Source organism: Marinomonas sp. HM11-D, from assembly GCF_057626615.1.
Window position 1 is genome coordinate 328,278 of the sequence record NZ_JBMMKT010000004.1, and the last position, 16,709, is coordinate 344,986.

The window sequence follows — 16,709 nt, forward strand, 5'->3', positions numbered from 1 at the left end:
TGCTGAAGCTTTCTCCGCGAACGAGGTCGCAAAGAAGAGCCCAAACACAAATGTCGTCAGAGGACGTTTAAAGCAAAAATTAGCTGTCATTAAAAGGCCGAGTAATTAACCGTTAGGAAAGCGCCAACCCCAGGGTTGTTGTAGCCTTGTGCGGTTTGGTAAGACTTATCCAGCGCGTTTTTGACTACGAATTTCGCATTCCAGTTGTCGGCAAAATCGTAGCTCGCACGCAGGTTAAGCACACCATAACCAGGTAGCAACGTTTCGTTCTCTTCATCATCAAAACGATCGCCGTAACTTGCCAACGTCATACCCAATGCGAAGTCTTCAAAGTGGCGATCCACATCAAAACGTGCACTCTTGTTGGCACGGCGAACCAAGCGTTTGCCTTGTGTAGCGCCATCGCTAAGATTTTCAGTATCCATCAGTGTTACCGCGACCGCAAACGACCATTGTTCAATGTCCGTACCCGCCGCAAGCTCTAAACCACGTACGCGCGCCGCTTCGATATTGCCCACGGTTGGGTAAGTCCAGGCAATTAGATCGTCATAGTCCGCTTGGTAAATCGCAGCGTCCCAGTAGCTATTCTGGTAATCACCACGGATGCCCATTTCATAGGACTCGGAGGTTTCTGGACGAATGTCATTGGTTAAGGTGTAACCCCAGTTTTCCGCATTCATCGAGTTAAAAGTTGGCGCGGTGAAGGAAGTACGGCCACTAACACGGAAGGTATGCACCTCATCAAGCTGGTAACCAAATGCTACCCCACCTGTAGTTTGTGTATCGTATTCATCGTAATGGTCAGCACGCAGGTTTAACTGCACACTCAATGGACCGAATTCAGATAAAGACTGAGCGAATACACTGTTGCTGGTGCGCTCTTTACTGTAGGAGCCATCAAAGCTGTCTTTGATATGTTCCGCACCCAGCACAAGTTCATGATCGCCAAGCCATAGGGTGTTATTCCAACGTACACTTTGCGATTCACTATCGTAATAAGTGCCAGTTTTGACGCCTGCATCGTTCAAAATATCGTAGTCATCCACCGACTCACGTAATTGAATTTCTGACTGCCAACGGTCCGTGACATTCACACCACCGGTCAGCGCTAACACCTGGTTAACATAATCGTTATTACGCAAACTACCACTGGACGTAGTGTATTCAGAATCGCCTTCCGCACGCAGCATCAAGGCTTTAATGTAGGCACCCGTATCAAATTCATAGCCAAAGCGCGCCAGCATATGGTCATTGGAATAACCCATATCACCTGCGCCTTCTTTTACCTCTTCACCGTCGGTATTGAAAGAACCAACCGATAATAGATAGCTCGCCTTACCATCAGATCCCGAAACGGTCGCATCCGCTTGAGTGGTACCAAATGAACCGGCCCCCACCGAGATGTCCGCTTGATCGCCCTGCTCGCCTTCTGGCAGGAACACCTGAACGACACCACCCGCAGCGCTAGAACCATACAGAGAAGATTTCGGTCCACGAACCAATTCAATGCGTTCAACTTGAGAAATCGGAAGATATTGCCAAGACGCTGAACCTAATGAATGGGATTGAATCGGCACACCATCAATCAGGAGCTTAGTACCTGTACTAGCGGAACCTCGGGTATAGATATTCGTACTTTTACCGTAACCACCGTTGGTCACGATATCGACACCAGGCTGAGCGGCTAGCAACTCGGTAATTTCTTGTGGCTGTTGTTTTTCAATATCGGCTTTATCAATCACGGTAACAGAGGTCAAAGACTGGGCTTCGGTCACTTCTGTCGTAGTGGCGGTCACCACTAATTTTGAAAGATTGCTAGTTTCTTCCGCCAACACGATTTGAGATGAAGTTGCGGCCAGAATAGCCAGTGCCGTCGCAGATTTAGCGAACACTGGTGCAGAATAAAATTGAGTCGTCATGTATTTGTCTTCATGTACACTGCACACGCCCGTACAGTGGTCGATGTTTGGCCTAAATCTTCAGGCCCCCTACTACAGGCAGGTCTCCGGACTGATAAAGCAGAGTGACCTCTCACCTTGTCGCCTTCCCATGTCAAAACACAGTGGCGTACAGACAAAGCTTTACTTTAAATACCGTTGCGGGGGCAGCGTCAGACTCTCACTGACTTCCCTCTTCATGCCGAATCGCGTCGGCAACCTCTAGCGGCGCGTACTCTAACACAAGCAAGATGAGGGTTGAATGAAAGCCGCTCAGGCAAAGATTAAAAACACGATAAAGTAGCTTTTTAAAGCGCTCTCTGTGCAAAAGCGATTGCCTTATAAAAATTGCTAATTATCATGTCAGCTTATGGATGGAACCTTTCTTCACAAGGCAGTGATGGTTTTACAGTGGAGATTGACAGTGTTTCGTATAGCGATAGTACTAGGCAGTTTGGTATTCGCTTTACCACTCTTTGCAGAAACAAATGCGACGGTTGCGCGCATTAATTCGGTGTATGACGCGGATACCTTTCGGGTCGATATCAGTAATTGGCCGGATATTGTCGGCAAGAACATTCCTGTTCGAGTCAATGGTATCGATGCCGCAGAAATTCGCGGCAAATGTCTCAGTGAAAAAGAGCGCGCTAAAGCCGCTCGCGATTACACGCGCAAATTTTTAGAAAGCGGTCATACGATTGAACTGCGTAATATTCAGCGAGGTAAATACTTCCGTCTATTGGCGGATGTTTACGTGGATGGTGCGTCCTTATCAGAGGCATTGATTGCCTCTGGCCACGCGCGTACCTACGATGGTGGCACGCGTCAAGGCTGGTGTGCGCTTAATTAGTTCATGTTAGCTTTTGATTTTAAGAGGCGTCTTAGATGAGGATTTAGGACGCTTCTCCCAACTGACTTTGACTTCAAATTGCTGGCGTCCATCGTCTTCACTGGCACTGACTTTCAAACGCAGCAAGCCTTTCGGATTAAGCTCCATTTCGCTGTCTTTGCCATCGGCAAATTCCATCTTGCCTTTGCTTACCCCTTTGGCAAGCGCTTCAAGCACGGCTTGAATATCGTCCGCTTCCACCAGTGCTTCGTGTTTAAATTCTGTTTTCGACTTCATGTTCTACTAAGAATAAATATGCTTAAGTGATTTGGCAGGTAAATGCTTGATCACCGGATAATCACAACTGATACCAACGATACCAAGCTGCTTACTAATAATGGTCGCACCCATGCCCTTTCCAGGAAGTTTTTCTAGGCGACGTGAGTTTTCATCGAGCGTAATATCACCCTCAATGTGTACCAAGCCCTTTTTAATGGCAATGCGTTGACCGTGCGTTTTGTTCACGTGTCCTTGCACCACCACCTTGATACCTGTTTTATGGATCGCCTTGACACCACGGTGTGTTAACGGCAAATCGGCATCACGGTATTTGGTACGGAAGGTATTCGCCAACGGGCTGTAGTAAAAACCAAATAAATCGCGGCGCTGAAGATTGCGATGAAAGGCACGGTTGGCGTAGCGGGTGCCATTTTTCAACAACATTTCCCCCATCACATCATCTAGCCCCGCATGCAGGTACAAGAAAGAACCGCGTTTCTCCACCAATTTCATTTTGCGGAAGAACCAGCTAAATTCGCCCTTTTTGCCCAAAAACATCTTTTGACACTGCATGGACGCCGCGTACACATGACGTAAGGTCAGTCCAGCTTCCAAACAATGGCGCTCAAACTTATCGACCTTGGTATGCATCTTACGCACTTCTCGATCAATACCTTCCGATGTCAAAAAGCCCGCTGCGTGAAACGGAAACTCGTTAAACCAATCTTCATTAGGAAACAAAATTTTGCGACAGGTGGCCTCATCTGGCACCTGCTTTTCCCACTTGGTGCCTTCTAAATATTGCTCAAACACTTCCTTGAACAGCGGCACAATCTTCTTACCCATACGTACAAAGAAATGCTGATTGCCCGCATCCTTTTTGCGCGAAATGGCCAATAAGCCCATGCGCAGGCGTAAATCATGATTACCGGCCAACAGCGTCACTTTGGCTTTGATCTTAAAAAGGTATTTTAAGCTACGGAGTAATTCGAGGTTGCTCGGCCCCTTATCTAGACAATCACCACCGACCATGATTTCAGCACTTTTACCAAATTTGGTCAGTTTTAACTGTCGTAAACCGGGCTTACTTCGTTCAGCGACACCCGCAGCAATCAGTGAGTTTTCAAACGCTTCGGCATCGGCGTGCGGATCCGAAATAAACACCACAGGACGGCTTGGCCAGCGTACTTTCTTTTGCCAATACTTATTAAGCGGCTGATGAGTATCCAATGCCTTGTCATTAAACGAACAGCTTTCACGAGGCCACAGAGCAACGTTGGTCGGAATACGAGCACGGATCTCCTCATGAAGCGGAGAATCTACAATGGTAGGAAGTTTATTCTGCATAATAAATGCGACACCTTCGTCTGTTTGGGTCAGTTAATCCGGAGCATCTTGAAGCTTACGCTGCTTCCAATCCCCGAACAGCTGAGTTGTCTGATTGCCAACAAATTCCAAAACTACTGGATGCCCATAATGCATACTAAATCGTTTAATATCGCAAAATTTCATGACATTCATATGAAATGCGGCATGTCGAATCGAAGCGCCATGGCCAACAAACAACTTTACTAACGGGCGGTGATCGGCCGTGTGTTGCTGCCATGTTTGAATATGCTGCGCGACTCTTTCCCCAGCTTGCAATAAGGATTCCGCTCCGTCAAATGGTAAACAGTAATGACTGTCGGACTTCCAACCTTCAGGAGCTGGGTCAAATCTTGGATCGAGCGTTAAAATACGTTCGATTTCATCTGTTGTTAAGTTCGCCACCGCGCCAACGCTTCGCTCACACAATGACGAAAAACTTTGCACTGTCGGCTCAGCAACGAATAAATCGGCCACTTCCTCTTGATAGATGGATGCGGTTTGCCAGGCCCGCAATAACGTTGAGGCATCAATCACAGGGTCCAATCTATGCCCTGAAGATAACAACCAGTCTTTGAACAATCGCGCTTGTCGGCGCACTTCAAGCTCGCCTTCAGCGGTTAAAGGATAAGGTTGCATAGCACTCGGCGTATTGCTGAGCTGTTCATACGCTCCGTGGCGAATCAAGGCACAGATGGCCATTTATAAGGACTCCAACAATTCAAAGGCGCGATCAAAATCGATCTGCCCTGTTAAACGATAGACCTTAACGGGCGCTAGTGTTTTACAGTATTGTGAAAGTGACGCCAAATCGTTTAGATCCGCACAAAATTGCCCCGTTTGATCTTGGTAAAACGGCCCTGGTCGTTTACGCAGGCCATCGATCACTGCGGCTTCGCTGTTCAAGTCGACTGGCATTAACTGAGTGGCTTCGGTACTGCTTAAAGACCAGTCGAGCATCACCAAATGGGCTAACGCACCCTCACTGGCCACTCGACCTTGGCCGTATTCATCTTCGATTTGCACATCGTATTTTTCTTCTAGCGACCAAAGTTCCGCCTTCGATAAGGCCTGCAGTTGCTGTTGACGCTCGCTTGGCAAGATATGTTTTAAGCGCTCTGCATTAAGCAAGGTCCCTGGGTTCACTCGTGGTAGCTTAGCAATGCCCACCGCATGAACGCGCTCAGCGTCGCGTTTAAATAACAAACGATCATTGGTGATAAAGTTGCGCTCAGCGTTCTCTAAACAACGCAGCATCAGAGTCGATTTACCACCACCGGAACCTGCCGCAATGGCCGTCACACGACCATTGTGCTCAAAAGCCGATGCATGGCCTAACTCATAGCCGTGGCTTAAATAATGGTTCAGGCATTGGTTGTTTACAAAGTTAACAATTTGCGCCAGATTGTGACCGCAAGGACCCACTACTGTCGGTGTCTGATTAGACTGCAATAGCGTTAGACCCGTCTTAAATTTCTTAATCCAGCGCGCCCCAGACCAAGCATCCAAGTAACCTTCTTTGCGACCGGTTTTACCCGCTTCTCTTGGTACTTCTAGCCATTCCAGCTCATCACCCAGAGCATCTTGCTCGACCACATACAAGTCAATCTGTTGACTCGGCGCACAGCCACCAAGGTAGCTTTTGTAGTACAGATCCAGTTCATCTAGCAGGGTTGCATTATTGCTATGAACCTTGACCGCTAATTCACCAAATACATAGTGTCGTTGTTGCTCACAAGCAGCGTGTACCGCTTGCAACTGAGCTTGATCAAATAACTCGGTCAGCATTATAACGCTCCTCGTTGTTGCACCTGCTCGATAACGTGTTGCGCATACGCTTCCGCGGCATCCAGCTTACAGCCTTCCAGCGCCCCTTTAAAGCCACCAAAGGCTGATACTTCAAACACCACTGGGCCTTGATCAGTCAAAGCAATATCGACTGTGGTAAAGCTCAGATCAAAACACGCCTGCGCCTTGTGCCCCAATTCAATCAGCTCTGCACTGGGTTCAAATCGCTCGTAATGACCACCACTATGAATCGTGGTATTCCAGGAGTCTTTATTACCTACGCGCGCGTAAGTACAGAAATACTCGCCACCAAGGAACACCATCCCTAAATCTTTGCCATCCAACTTAACCGTTTGTTGGATATAAAACAGGCTGTTGTTCTGACGATAGTCCGCTAAGGCTTGGCGTAATTCGGTTTCCTCTTGCGTTGAGCTTAACATCACCATGCCACGGGCTTTGGTGGAATACAGCGGCTTCAGGATGACAGACCCAAAGTCATGCACAGTTTGCAGTGCTTGTTCCAAATCCTCGGTGATACGAGTCTTCGGCATCGGCACGCCGCCTTGCTGTAACGCTAAGGTACCACTTAGGCGGTTAATCAAATTACCGATCGCCTGTGCTGAACTAAAAATAGGCACACCCATTTTTTCAATATGGGACAGCACATGAATGCGGTCTTCCGTGCTTGGGGCGTAGACTTCACTGATCTTCTTCACAATGATGCCGTCTAATTGCGCCAGATCTAGCTCGCCAAACATCAACTGATTGGTATCTAAGCGCAATTCCACCTTGGCCATATCAATGACAGCACGAAATCCAGTGAGGGCTTCTAGACGGTCCGCCAGCACTTCGGTTGACCATTTTCCTGGGATTCCTACCACCCCAATTTTGGGCTTATTCACTATATAACTCCTTTAGTGGAAGCTTAAATGCTGCTTCTTTTTCGGCTGGCAAAGTGGCCAACTTTTCTAACAAATAACGTGCGCGTAAATACATGCGCGAGGACAATTTCTTATCCAAGACAAAACGTGTGGAACTGGCAAATGAGCGTGCTAAACCAGCGGCCATGCGTAGTTCAAAGGTTGGATCTTGATGCCGTTTGGCAAAACGCAAACCGAATTGATAGATCTCTTTGGCACAGTCCATCATTAGCGCTCTCTGCTTTGGCTCTAAGATCTGCATGCGATAAATAGACACCATCAGCACCGTCAAATCCTGTACGTAATCAAAATAACTGGAGCGATGCAGATCGATAAAATAGATACGGTTTTCAACCCCATCAAAAATTAGGTTATCGACGTTAAAGTCACCGTGGATCATTACCGAAAATGGCGCGGGCCAACGGGTTTCTTGCGCTTCGACGTGGGCGACCAACTCGTTAAAGCTAGGCTTCACAACCCCACAAATACATTGCTCGGGTGTGAAATATTCTGGATGCACCGCCACGCAATCCTCGACTCGCTTGTTCAGCTGCCCCATAAATTTCGCTTTGGCGGGCTCTTTACTCAGGGTTTCTTGCCACGTCTGCTGTAACGTTTTAAACAGGGTTTTTAACGCCAATTGCAGCGGCTTTTCTTTGCCTTCCCTAAGAAGCGATTCAAGGGTCTTACCAGGGATATGTTCGATTAATAAGGCCGAGGTTTCGCCATCATGCTGACTCTGCATCAAGACATCGGGCGCCAATTTAGGGTTCACCTTGCGCCAGTTTTCAACCCCTTGCACCTCTTCATCAATCTTAGTTTGATCGCCCTCTTTGTATACCGCCAACACCCGTTGCCCTGATTCATCTTCGTGTGTCAGTGAAGCAATAGCGCTACCAGAACGGGTTAATGCCAGCCGTTTCACCTTCAAATCGTCCAACTCGTAATTCAGTGAGGCAGAAACGTGCTTCAGGTGGCGATAGTTTTTTAGCGTGGCCACATGACCAAGATCCACCTTGATAAGCGCTTCAGCAACCCTAGTGAGCAGCTTGATCACACGTTTTAAATGAGCATTACAAAGGATGGCGGCGTTTAGCTCAGCATCATCAAGCGTCGTTTTCTGCTTTATGGTATGCATTTGCACATCGTCGAATAACTGCGTCAGCTTATCCGCCCGGCGCGCAACCTTGATGCTGGTACGGCGAACTTCCGTATAAAAACCAAACTTGATCAGTTGAATCGAGCGATTGAGATGCTTAATAAATTGGACCGCTTGGCCAGAGGCAGGATGACGAAATTCGAATTCTAAGGTGCCAGCCTCAATGCATTCAGTTAATCCTGCAGCCAGCTCCGCTAAAGCATTAGCAAAGCCGCGCACCGCAATTACTCGGTTATAGAATGAAGTGCCCAACTTTCTGCGCTCTAACATTTGTGCGCAGCGAAGCTCCACTTTCTCACGCAAGGTTTGTACATAGCCTGCGCGAGCGCGCATACGAATAAGAATATCCGGTGAACCTGATTTAAAGAATAACTGAGCAAAATCACCATGCTTCACAAGTTCGCCAAGCAAAAACGTGAGATCTTCCTGAACAGTGTTAAGAGGGGATGCGACAGACATGCTAGCTCTAAAAGTAAATCCATAACCTTACACTATATTGAGACTAACAAGGTTACAGTCACATTAAAACCTTATAGATATTAAGCATTTACTCAAAATCTGTTTACAAGTCAGTACATAAAGACGCAATTAGTCAATTTACTCAGACAACATTGATGACTACCCTTTTTGTAGAGTCACCATTTATGCGCAAACCTATGTCACCCAAGGCGTTATGCTGTGCGTAAAGAAATGCTTATAAATTATCTAGTTACAATTTATTCCAACCTGATCATTTTAGAATCAAAGCTGAATAAATTTTCGTCGTTCCAAGGTTTGAGTTTTAAAGGAATTAGCGTTCAAATTTCAATGGATACGTTTTTTTGAATATGCAGTCTGATGAATTGATACTGTGTGCGGTCACACTGTAAGGATCTTCATCAGATGTAGTACGAGGAAATTTCCATGTTGTTTCAAGCGAAGAAAACAGCAAAACGTATTGCAGAATTGGAAAATGAAGTCGCCGTTTTCCAACAAGTTCGTAAAGATTTGATTGAGGGCATGCTGTACTTTGCCCTTGATCAACAAGGCCACTTTCTTGAAGCCAATCCCAGTTTTCTTAAATCATGTGGCTATCGATTTGAGGAACTAGGCACTATCGCCAACCATATTTCCCAAAAAGCCAAGCATAAAGCGCATTCACAACAGCTATTACAGGCCATCTCATCAAACCAGCACTGGCATGGTGCCATGCAGTTTCTTGGTAAAGACGGCACCGAGCGTTGGTACCGAGTCATTCTTCAACCAGTGGCGTATGAAAAGAATGAGCGTCTGTCGGTCTACTGTGTTGAGTTGACCCGCACCATCACCCAATCTCGTCAACACGATGACATGCTTGCCGCGCTAGACCGCTCGCAAGCAGTCATCGAGTTTAGCTTGGATGGCATCATTCTCGATGCCAATGATAATTTCCTTAAGGGCATGGGCTATAGCAAGAGCCAAATATTAGGCAAGCATCACCGTATGTTTTGCAGTGCTGCAGAAGCGTCTTCGTCTGCTTACGAGCAGTTCTGGCGTACACTAGCATCAGGAAAATTCTTTTCTGGTCGCGTTCACCGTGTTGATAGCCGTGGCCAAGATATTTGGCTAGAAGCCACCTATAACCCAGTCCATGATGAAAATGGAGAGCTGTACAAGGTAGTGAAGTTTGCCTCAGTGGTGACTGACCAAGTTAGACGTGAACAGGCGATCTCCGAGGCATCTGAAGTGGCCTATAACGTTTCTCAACAAACAGGACAGCAATCCACTAAAGGCATTGAGGTGATACAACGCACCATTGCTACCATGCAAGAGCTGACCACTTATATGAGTAACGCCAGCGATGGCATCACCGCCCTAGACGCACAATCGGCCAAGGTATCTGCTCTGGTTGAAAGCATTCGCGGCATTGCCGATCAAACCAACTTGCTAGCCCTTAACGCTGCGATTGAGGCCGCCCGTGCAGGAGAACAAGGCCGAGGCTTCGCGGTGGTCGCTGACGAAGTCCGCCAATTGGCATCACGTACCAGCACAGCCACCGAACAGATTATCGAAGTGGTAGCGGAGAACAAAAAGCTAACAGAACAAGCGGTAAACTTAATTAACGACAGTCTTAACAAGGTTAATGAAGCTCACCAGCTATCAAGTGAAGCAGGCATCGTCATCAATGATATTCAAGATGGAGCTGAGCAGGTCGTAGCAGCCGTCGAGCAGTTTAAGCAAAACCTTTAGGCTTTGCTTTTTAACTCAGTCGCTTCTGGCCATAGGCGTTGCTGTGCCCGTCCACCATCACGAAACCCATGGCAGGTATTGCGTACCGTTTGTCGCTCTTCAGAGCCCGATGCATAGTTGGGCTCGAAATTTAACTTGTAACCACGGATGGTCTGTAAAGCGGCCGTTGCTAAAGGCGGTAGCATTTCAGTCAAATGGGTACAGCTGGTGGTACGGCCGAGCACCACTTTGGCTTCGTCCATCCAACCTTTTTTAATTTGTAAACCAATCAATTCTTTGTATTGCGGCTCCGCCCCAGAACAATCGGAGTACGGAGTGTTGTGCATTTGCGCACGCACATCACGGATGGTAAAGCTGTCATCAAACACTAACGTCAGGGTCATGCGGTGCAGAAAGTCACCGATCTCAATCAAACCACGATCTTCTAAAGAAAACGGATAACCCTTGGTGTCTTCCAGCACGCCCTCCACTTCCCACAGACCGTCGTCACGCTTATAGCCTTGAATATTGATGTTTCGAGTGTGTAATGGGGTCCGTTTTACTGTCATGGTGTTCGTCCGATTTTGATTCTAATTATTTGATCAATAAGTGTTAACGATTTTTGCCAAGCCTTCAACATTGAGACAAAACATATAAAAATAAAAAAACGCCTTAGCCGTGAGACTAAGGCGTTTTTACGTTGGCATCACCCAACATTACTCGGCTTTCGCATTATGCGTGGGACTATTTTAAGTCAAAACGGTCCGCATTCATGACTTTTACCCAAGCTTTGACAAAGTCTTTCACAAACTTTTCTTGGTTGTCGTCCTGAGCGTAGAACTCTGAGTAAGCTCGCAAGATAGAGTTAGAACCAAACACTAGATCCACTCGCGATGCGGTCCATTTCACTGCACCGGTTTCTCGGTTACAGATATCGTAAGAGTTACGGCCAGTTGGCTTCCAAGTATTTCTCATGTCCGTCAAATTGACGAAAAAGTCATTACTCAGCACTCCTTCTCGGTAGGTCAATACACCCTGTTTTGTACCACCATGGTTGGTCCCTAAGACACGCATCCCACCGATTAACACTGTCATTTCTGGCGCGGTTAAGCCCATCAACTGCGCACGATCAAGCAATAACTCCTCAGGTTGCGGGATATAATGGTCCTTTTGCCAATTACGGAAACCATCATGTAATGGTTCTAGTACAGCGAAAGAATCCACATCGGTTTGCTCTGCTGTGGCATCACCACGGCCTGGAACGAATGGTACCTTAATGTGTACATCTGCATCGTAGGCAGCCTTCTCGACCCCTGCACTACCAGCAAGCACAATTAAATCGGCCATGCTAACGGGTTTGCTCAAACCTTTTTGAATCCCCTCTAAGACCGACAAGACTTTTTGCAAACGCTCTGGCTCATTACCTTGCCAGTCTTTCTGTGGTGCCAAACGAATGCGTGCACCGTTAGCGCCACCTCGGTAGTCTGATCCGCGGAAGGTACGAGCACTGTCCCAGGCTGTCGATACGAGTTCCGACACAGTCAGTCCAGAAGCCAAAATTTTGGCTTTCAAGTCCGCAATTTCAGCGTCATCAAGGGTGTAATCCACCGTTGGAATTGGGTCTTGCCAGATTAGATCTTCAGCTGGCACATCGGCACCTAGGTAACGGGCTTTCGGTCCCATATCACGGTGAGTCAGCTTGAACCAAGCACGAGCAAACACCTCTGAAAAATATTCTGGATCTTTGTAGAATTTCTCTGAAATTTTACGGTACTCAGGATCCACTTTCATGGCCATATCCGCATCCGTCATGATCGGCATACAGCGAATGCTTGGATCCTCAACGTCAACCGGTTTGTCTTCCTCTTTAATGTCCACCGGCTGCCACTGCCAAGCGCCCGCAGGACTTTTCACACTTTCCCATTCGTGATTCAACAGCATTTCAAAATAGCCGTTGTCCCACTGAGTTGGGTTAGTTGTCCAAGCACCCTCTAGACCACTGGTCACCGTATTACGACCAATACCACGAGTTTTGTGGTTGTTCCAACCAAGGCCTTGCTCTTCAATTTCCGCGGCTTCTGGCTCACGACCTAAGTTCGCCGCATCACCATTACCGTGGGTTTTACCCACTGTGTGACCACCCGCCGTTAACGCAACGGTTTCTTCATCGTTCATGGCCATACGTTTAAAGGTTTCACGCACATCATGGGCTGTGCGCTGTGGATCAGGGTTACCATCCACACCTTCTGGGTTTACGTAAATTAAGCCCATCATCACCGCTGCCAGCGGGTTTTGAAGATCACGTTGACCAGAGTAACGGCTGTTTGGATTGTCGGTTGGTGCTAACCACTCTTTTTCAGAACCCCAGTACACATCTTTCTCAGGGTGCCAAATGTCGGCACGACCACCACCGAAACCAAACACTTTAAGTCCCATTGATTCATACGCCATATTACCGGCTAGAATCATCAAATCTGCCCAAGATAACTTGTTACCGTATTTCTGTTTGATCGGCCAAAGCAAACGACGCGCTTTATCCAAGTTGGCGTTATCTGGCCAGCTATTCAATGGCGCAAAACGCTGGTTACCCGTGTTTGAACCACCTCGGCCGTCGGCTTCACGGTAACTACCCGCGGCGTGCCACGCCATACGAATCATCAAGCCACCGTAGTGGCCCCAATCCGCTGGCCACCAGACTTGGCTATTGGTCATTAAATCTTTTAAGTCGTTTTTAACTTTTTCAAGGTCGAGCTTTTTGAACTCTTCCGCGTAATCAAATTCGTTACCAAAAGGATCCGTCTTAGTGTCGTGCTGATGCAAAATGTCTAAATTAAGCGATTTCGGCCACCACGCCATCACAGAATCGCCCGATTCCGTATGACTGCCGTGCATCACAGGGCATTTACCTTGAGAAGTATTGTTATTTTGACTCATGACTTGGCTCCTTCGTTGATTTGAAGTGGTATGTCTACCCACAAACTGTTCCTTATTAAAAATAGAACACCGTGGGGCATACGCATTAACATCTCGATAAAGATCACATTTTTTCTGTTTGTGACTAGATTTCCTTCTAAGCATAGAAAACCTTGTCTAATAAGAGAAATTTGCTTTTTAAATTGCAGTTGATAGATTTTTACAATCAAAGAGAGCTCTTCAATTTTGACCAAGCAAAAAAAAGCGTGCTTATGGCTAAGCACGCTTTTGAAGTATCGAGGCGGGTGGACTAACGTTGGCGCCACCAATCTTGGAAGGTTTGCGTCTCATCATCCAGATTGACAGTCTCACCGATTAGAGGTGTCATCATACGATAATCAGCCCCTTTTGAGGCCAAGGTAATGCGCTCAAGTGGCTCATACCAAGAGTGATTCGACAGTTTGAACTTACTATTGTGAGCCGCCAATACTGCCTTAGCTTGCACATCATTTGCCGCTTGCACGGCTTGCTCAGGCGACATATGAATGTTGGCCCAATTTTCGTTGTACTGGCCATCTTCTAGAATCGCTAGATCAAAGGCTCCAAGGCGTTTATAAATTTCTTTAAAATGCTCACCGTAGCCGGTATCACCACTGTACAGCACTTTGCGCTCTGGTGTCATGATGGCAAAGCCCGACCAAAGCGTGCGATTGCGAATTAACAGGCGCCCAGAAAAGTGCACCGAAGGCACCAAATGGATACTAACGTCGCCATCGTCAAAGCTATCAAACCAATCGCCTTGGAACACTCGATCTTCGGCAAAGCCCCATTGGGTTAAATAAGAACCGACACCAAGGGGAGCAATCACCTGCCCTACCTTATCTTTCAGCCCTTCAAGGGTGGGCAAATCTAAGTGGTCCCAATGATCATGGGAAATCAGCAAGTAATCGATTTTGGGAATATCGGCAGCGTCATAGATATTCGTCCCAGGGAACGCCATATTCGTGCCAGGCACAGGTGAGGCATAATCGCTAAACACCGGATCAATTAGGTAGCTTTTACCATCGAATTGCATAAAGTAAGACGAGTGTCCCATCCACACCACGATATTGTCATTAGGATCGAGCGCTAGTAAATCAGTCTTCTTTGACGGTAGCGGCTTATCAGGAATGGCATCCACGACTTCTTGAAATAAGAAACGGTAGAACAGCGCGAATTGGCTATCGTTCGTGGTCGAGACCGGTACCTGCGGATTGTTATGGAACAGGCCTTCATCGTAATGATCGCTGTTAACTGGCGCCTCAACGATTGGTGCCACAAACTGCGGTTGCTGCAAATAGAGAATGCTGACAAATGCCAGCACTATGACTGTCCATGATACCCAATAAAGTAAACGGCGCATAAAACCCATCTAGTAAAGTTAAAGCGTCGATGATAACAAATACCTAGGTGAAGAGAATTTCTCTGTACCTAATAGGTCAATGAGTAGGATTCATGAATCCTTACTAGAAGCAATCTCAACGTCTTCTAAAAGCTGCGCCCCGGGCCCCTGCTCGGCAATGATGTCATCAGGGTTTCTTAGGGGGCAGTCTTCCAACGACAAGCAGCCACAGCCGATACAGCCTTCCATTTGATCCCTTAACTGCAACAACATGGTGATGCGCTCATTAAGCATGGCGTGCCATTCGACACTCAGTTCACGCCATTCCTCTACGGTGATCTTTTTCTTTGGTAGGGTATCCAAGTGCTCCTTGATCAACGCCAAGGAAATTCCCGCCCGCTGAGCAATGCGAATAATGGCGATACGACGCAACACCGAACGGTCGTAACGACGCTGATTGCCTTGGTTACGCCAACTTTCAATCAAGCCTTTGCTTTCGTAAAAATGCAGTGTCGACACATTGACGCCACTGCGTTTAGCAACTTCGCCAACACCTAATGATTTCTCGTTATTCATAGTAAAAAAGCTATTGACCTCAAGTATGCTTGAGGTCATATTATTCTTGTCGGCTAGCACACTCAAGTGCCATTAATCGTTTGTTTTCGTAGGAGCCGACATGAATCGCCCACAATCCCCTTTCAAAACCTGCGCACGCTTTGGGCATGTCATCGCACACACACCCAGCAAGTCTGTTTTCTCTGCTAACCTTTTTGTATCAAAAACAGGAGGTAACGTATGAGCGAACACAACCTTCCACCTAAAGAACCGCTAGAAATCGACCGTTCCTCCCCTAAGTTAGCCTTCGTTTTAACTGGCGTGGTGCTAGCGGGTATTTTTGGCGGCATGTACTACATGAAAAACTACGGCCAGGAACAAGCCCCTGCTTGGCAACCCCATGCAGTGCCTGTGACCGCTATGCAAGTACAGGCGACCGAACTGCCAATCACTCTAAGCGCCATCGGTACTCTAAGCGCCTCAGAGCAAGTATTGCTAGCGGCAGAAGCCTCTGGCCGTGTGGCGAGCATTCATTTCAAATCCGGTGAATCCGTTAAAAAAGGCGAACCACTGGTCGACCTATACGACGGTACCGAACAAGCCGCCCTAGAAGCGGCCAAAGCCAATGCTAAACTGGCTAAAAGTCAGCTAGATCGTTCCGAGCGCCTTGCTAAAACGGGTGTAGAACCACTGGATACCTTGCAAGTGCGTCGCTCTACCTACGAGCAAGCCCAAGCGGAAGTTACCCGCATTGAAGCCCTACTGCGCCAAAAACAAATCCTTGCGCCTTTCTCTGGTGATTTGGGTATTCGTCAAATCGACCTAGGAGAATACTTAAGTCCTGGTCAACCAGTGGTGTCGTTAACGGCATTAGATACGCTGTTCGTGGAATTTGCAGTACCGCAACAGGCGTTTGCTTCCATTCGTACCGGCGCACAAGTCGAACTAAAAACCGATGCTTATCCTAATCGTTCGTTTATGGCTCAAGTCAATGCCATTGAGCCGCAGGTAGATGAAGACACCCGTAACGTTCATGTTCAAGCCACTTTGGATAACTCGGATCGCGCTTTACGTCCTGGGATGTACGTTAACGCTTCGCTTTCACTGGATAACCGTAAGAATGCCATACTAGTGCCCAACACAGCGATTCAAACCTCAGCACAGGGTTACAGTGCGGTAGCGATTCGTGGTGAAAACGCCGCAGAGAAAGGCAACGCGGAAATCATCAGCGTGCAAATTGGTGAGCGCATTGGCAATCAAATGGTGGTGACGTCTGGACTTAATGCTGGTGATGTCATCGTGACGGTGGGGCAAAACCGCATTCAACCAGGAGCCGAAGTGATCGTCTCTGAGCTGACTGGACAAGCTGAGCAAGCCAAGTCTGAGGAGCGCTAGC

General features: G+C 47.4%; 13 protein-coding genes, 2 pseudogenes and 1 riboswitch. Of the genes and pseudogenes, 4 read left to right on the forward strand and 11 right to left on the reverse strand.

Annotated elements, in window-relative coordinates; all coding sequences use genetic code 11:
* Positions 1-89: 89 nt before the first annotated feature.
* Positions 90-1,919: a TonB-dependent receptor domain-containing protein gene (locus ACOSVP_RS08325; RefSeq protein WP_487347036.1), complete on the reverse strand. Its 1,830-nt coding sequence runs from the start codon at positions 1,917-1,919 to the stop codon at positions 90-92.
* 60 nt (positions 1,920-1,979) lie between these two features.
* Positions 1,980-2,176: riboswitch (cobalamin riboswitch) on the reverse strand.
* Between the two features lie 185 nt (positions 2,177-2,361).
* Here ACOSVP_RS08325 and ACOSVP_RS08330 point away from each other — a divergent pair.
* Positions 2,362-2,787 (forward strand): thermonuclease family protein, encoded by a 426-nt coding sequence (locus tag ACOSVP_RS08330; protein ID WP_487347037.1) that lies wholly within the window; start codon positions 2,362-2,364, stop codon positions 2,785-2,787.
* A gap of 6 nt (positions 2,788-2,793) precedes the next feature.
* On the opposite strand, the gene ACOSVP_RS08335 is transcribed toward ACOSVP_RS08330, so the two are convergent.
* Genes ACOSVP_RS08335 through ACOSVP_RS08360 form a run of 6 tightly spaced genes read right to left on the reverse strand, consistent with a single transcriptional unit; the run spans position 2,794 to position 8,736 of the window.
* The gene (locus tag ACOSVP_RS08335) at positions 2,794-3,063 is read right to left on the reverse strand and encodes an amphi-Trp domain-containing protein (protein WP_487347038.1); all 270 of its coding nucleotides are present in this window, start codon (positions 3,061-3,063) and stop codon (positions 2,794-2,796) included.
* A gap of 6 nt (positions 3,064-3,069) precedes the next feature.
* Positions 3,070-4,392: a metallophosphoesterase family protein gene (locus tag ACOSVP_RS08340; RefSeq protein WP_487347039.1), complete on the reverse strand. Its 1,323-nt coding sequence runs from the start codon at positions 4,390-4,392 to the stop codon at positions 3,070-3,072.
* A gap of 33 nt (positions 4,393-4,425) precedes the next feature.
* The gene (locus tag ACOSVP_RS08345) at positions 4,426-5,112 is read right to left on the reverse strand and encodes a histidine phosphatase family protein (protein WP_487347040.1); all 687 of its coding nucleotides are present in this window, start codon (positions 5,110-5,112) and stop codon (positions 4,426-4,428) included.
* Positions 5,113-6,198, reverse strand: a complete 1,086-nt coding sequence (locus ACOSVP_RS08350) for an HprK-related kinase B (RefSeq protein WP_487347041.1) — start codon at positions 6,196-6,198, stop codon at positions 5,113-5,115.
* Entirely contained in the window at positions 6,198-7,100 is a 903-nt protein-coding gene (locus ACOSVP_RS08355; protein ID WP_487347042.1) for a GAK system ATP-grasp enzyme, read from the reverse strand. The genes ACOSVP_RS08350 and ACOSVP_RS08355 overlap by 1 nt, the downstream gene beginning before the upstream one ends.
* A complete protein-coding gene (locus ACOSVP_RS08360; RefSeq protein ID WP_487347043.1) occupies positions 7,093-8,736 on the reverse strand; it encodes a phosphotransferase in 1,644 nt (547 codons plus the stop codon). Before ACOSVP_RS08360 ends, ACOSVP_RS08355 begins: the two co-directional genes overlap by 8 nt.
* 540 nt (positions 8,737-9,276) lie before the next feature.
* Between ACOSVP_RS08360 and ACOSVP_RS08365 the strand changes: the two are divergent.
* Positions 9,277-9,951 (forward strand): annotated as a pseudogene (locus ACOSVP_RS08365) (PAS domain-containing protein); the annotation flags it as partial.
* 108 nt (positions 9,952-10,059) lie between these two features.
* A pseudogene (locus ACOSVP_RS08370) lies at positions 10,060-10,485 on the forward strand (methyl-accepting chemotaxis protein); the annotation flags it as partial.
* Here ACOSVP_RS08370 and ACOSVP_RS08375 read toward each other — a convergent pair.
* From ACOSVP_RS08375 to soxR, 4 genes are all read right to left on the reverse strand, one after another.
* Positions 10,482-11,033: a DUF2889 domain-containing protein gene (locus ACOSVP_RS08375; RefSeq protein ID WP_487347044.1), complete on the reverse strand. Its 552-nt coding sequence runs from the start codon at positions 11,031-11,033 to the stop codon at positions 10,482-10,484. The pseudogene ACOSVP_RS08370 and the gene ACOSVP_RS08375 sit on opposite strands and share 4 nt — an antisense overlap.
* A 175-nt stretch (positions 11,034-11,208) precedes the next feature.
* Complete coding sequence (gene katG, locus ACOSVP_RS08380) at positions 11,209-13,398, reverse strand: catalase/peroxidase HPI (protein ID WP_487347045.1); 2,190 nt, start codon at positions 13,396-13,398, stop codon at positions 11,209-11,211.
* A 289-nt stretch (positions 13,399-13,687) separates the two neighbouring features.
* On the reverse strand, positions 13,688-14,779 hold the full coding sequence (locus tag ACOSVP_RS08385) for an MBL fold metallo-hydrolase (RefSeq protein WP_487347046.1): 1,092 nt from the start codon (positions 14,777-14,779) through the stop codon (positions 13,688-13,690).
* Positions 14,780-14,869: 90 nt separating this feature from the next.
* The gene (gene soxR / locus ACOSVP_RS08390) at positions 14,870-15,373 is read right to left on the reverse strand and encodes a redox-sensitive transcriptional activator SoxR (RefSeq protein ID WP_487347047.1); all 504 of its coding nucleotides are present in this window, start codon (positions 15,371-15,373) and stop codon (positions 14,870-14,872) included.
* A gap of 180 nt (positions 15,374-15,553) precedes the next feature.
* Between soxR and ACOSVP_RS08395 the strand changes: the two genes are divergently transcribed.
* Positions 15,554-16,708, forward strand: coding sequence for an efflux RND transporter periplasmic adaptor subunit (locus ACOSVP_RS08395; protein ID WP_487347048.1), 1,155 nt, complete (start codon positions 15,554-15,556; stop codon positions 16,706-16,708).
* Position 16,709 lies beyond the last annotated feature (1 nt).

What these genes read in the sequence shown, in the direction of transcription:
- katG (WP_487347045.1), bottom strand. Translation starts at nt 13,398, where the DNA reads ATGAGTCAAAATAACAATACTTCTCAAGGTAAATGCCCTGTGATGCAC.
- ACOSVP_RS08325 (WP_487347036.1), bottom strand. Translation starts at nt 1,919, where the DNA reads ATGACGACTCAATTTTATTCTGCACCAGTGTTCGCTAAATCTGCGACG.
- ACOSVP_RS08350 (WP_487347041.1), bottom strand. Translation starts at nt 6,198, where the DNA reads ATGCTGACCGAGTTATTTGATCAAGCTCAGTTGCAAGCGGTACACGCT.
- ACOSVP_RS08335 (WP_487347038.1), bottom strand. Translation starts at nt 3,063, where the DNA reads ATGAAGTCGAAAACAGAATTTAAACACGAAGCACTGGTGGAAGCGGAC.
- ACOSVP_RS08340 (WP_487347039.1), bottom strand. Translation starts at nt 4,392, where the DNA reads ATGCAGAATAAACTTCCTACCATTGTAGATTCTCCGCTTCATGAGGAG.
- ACOSVP_RS08360 (WP_487347043.1), bottom strand. Translation starts at nt 8,736, where the DNA reads ATGTCTGTCGCATCCCCTCTTAACACTGTTCAGGAAGATCTCACGTTT.
- ACOSVP_RS08385 (WP_487347046.1), bottom strand. Translation starts at nt 14,779, where the DNA reads ATGCGCCGTTTACTTTATTGGGTATCATGGACAGTCATAGTGCTGGCA.
- ACOSVP_RS08345 (WP_487347040.1), bottom strand. Translation starts at nt 5,112, where the DNA reads ATGGCCATCTGTGCCTTGATTCGCCACGGAGCGTATGAACAGCTCAGC.
- ACOSVP_RS08375 (WP_487347044.1), bottom strand. Translation starts at nt 11,033, where the DNA reads ATGACAGTAAAACGGACCCCATTACACACTCGAAACATCAATATTCAA.
- soxR (WP_487347047.1), bottom strand. Translation starts at nt 15,373, where the DNA reads ATGACCTCAAGCATACTTGAGGTCAATAGCTTTTTTACTATGAATAAC.
- ACOSVP_RS08395 (WP_487347048.1), top strand. Translation starts at nt 15,554, where the DNA reads ATGAGCGAACACAACCTTCCACCTAAAGAACCGCTAGAAATCGACCGT.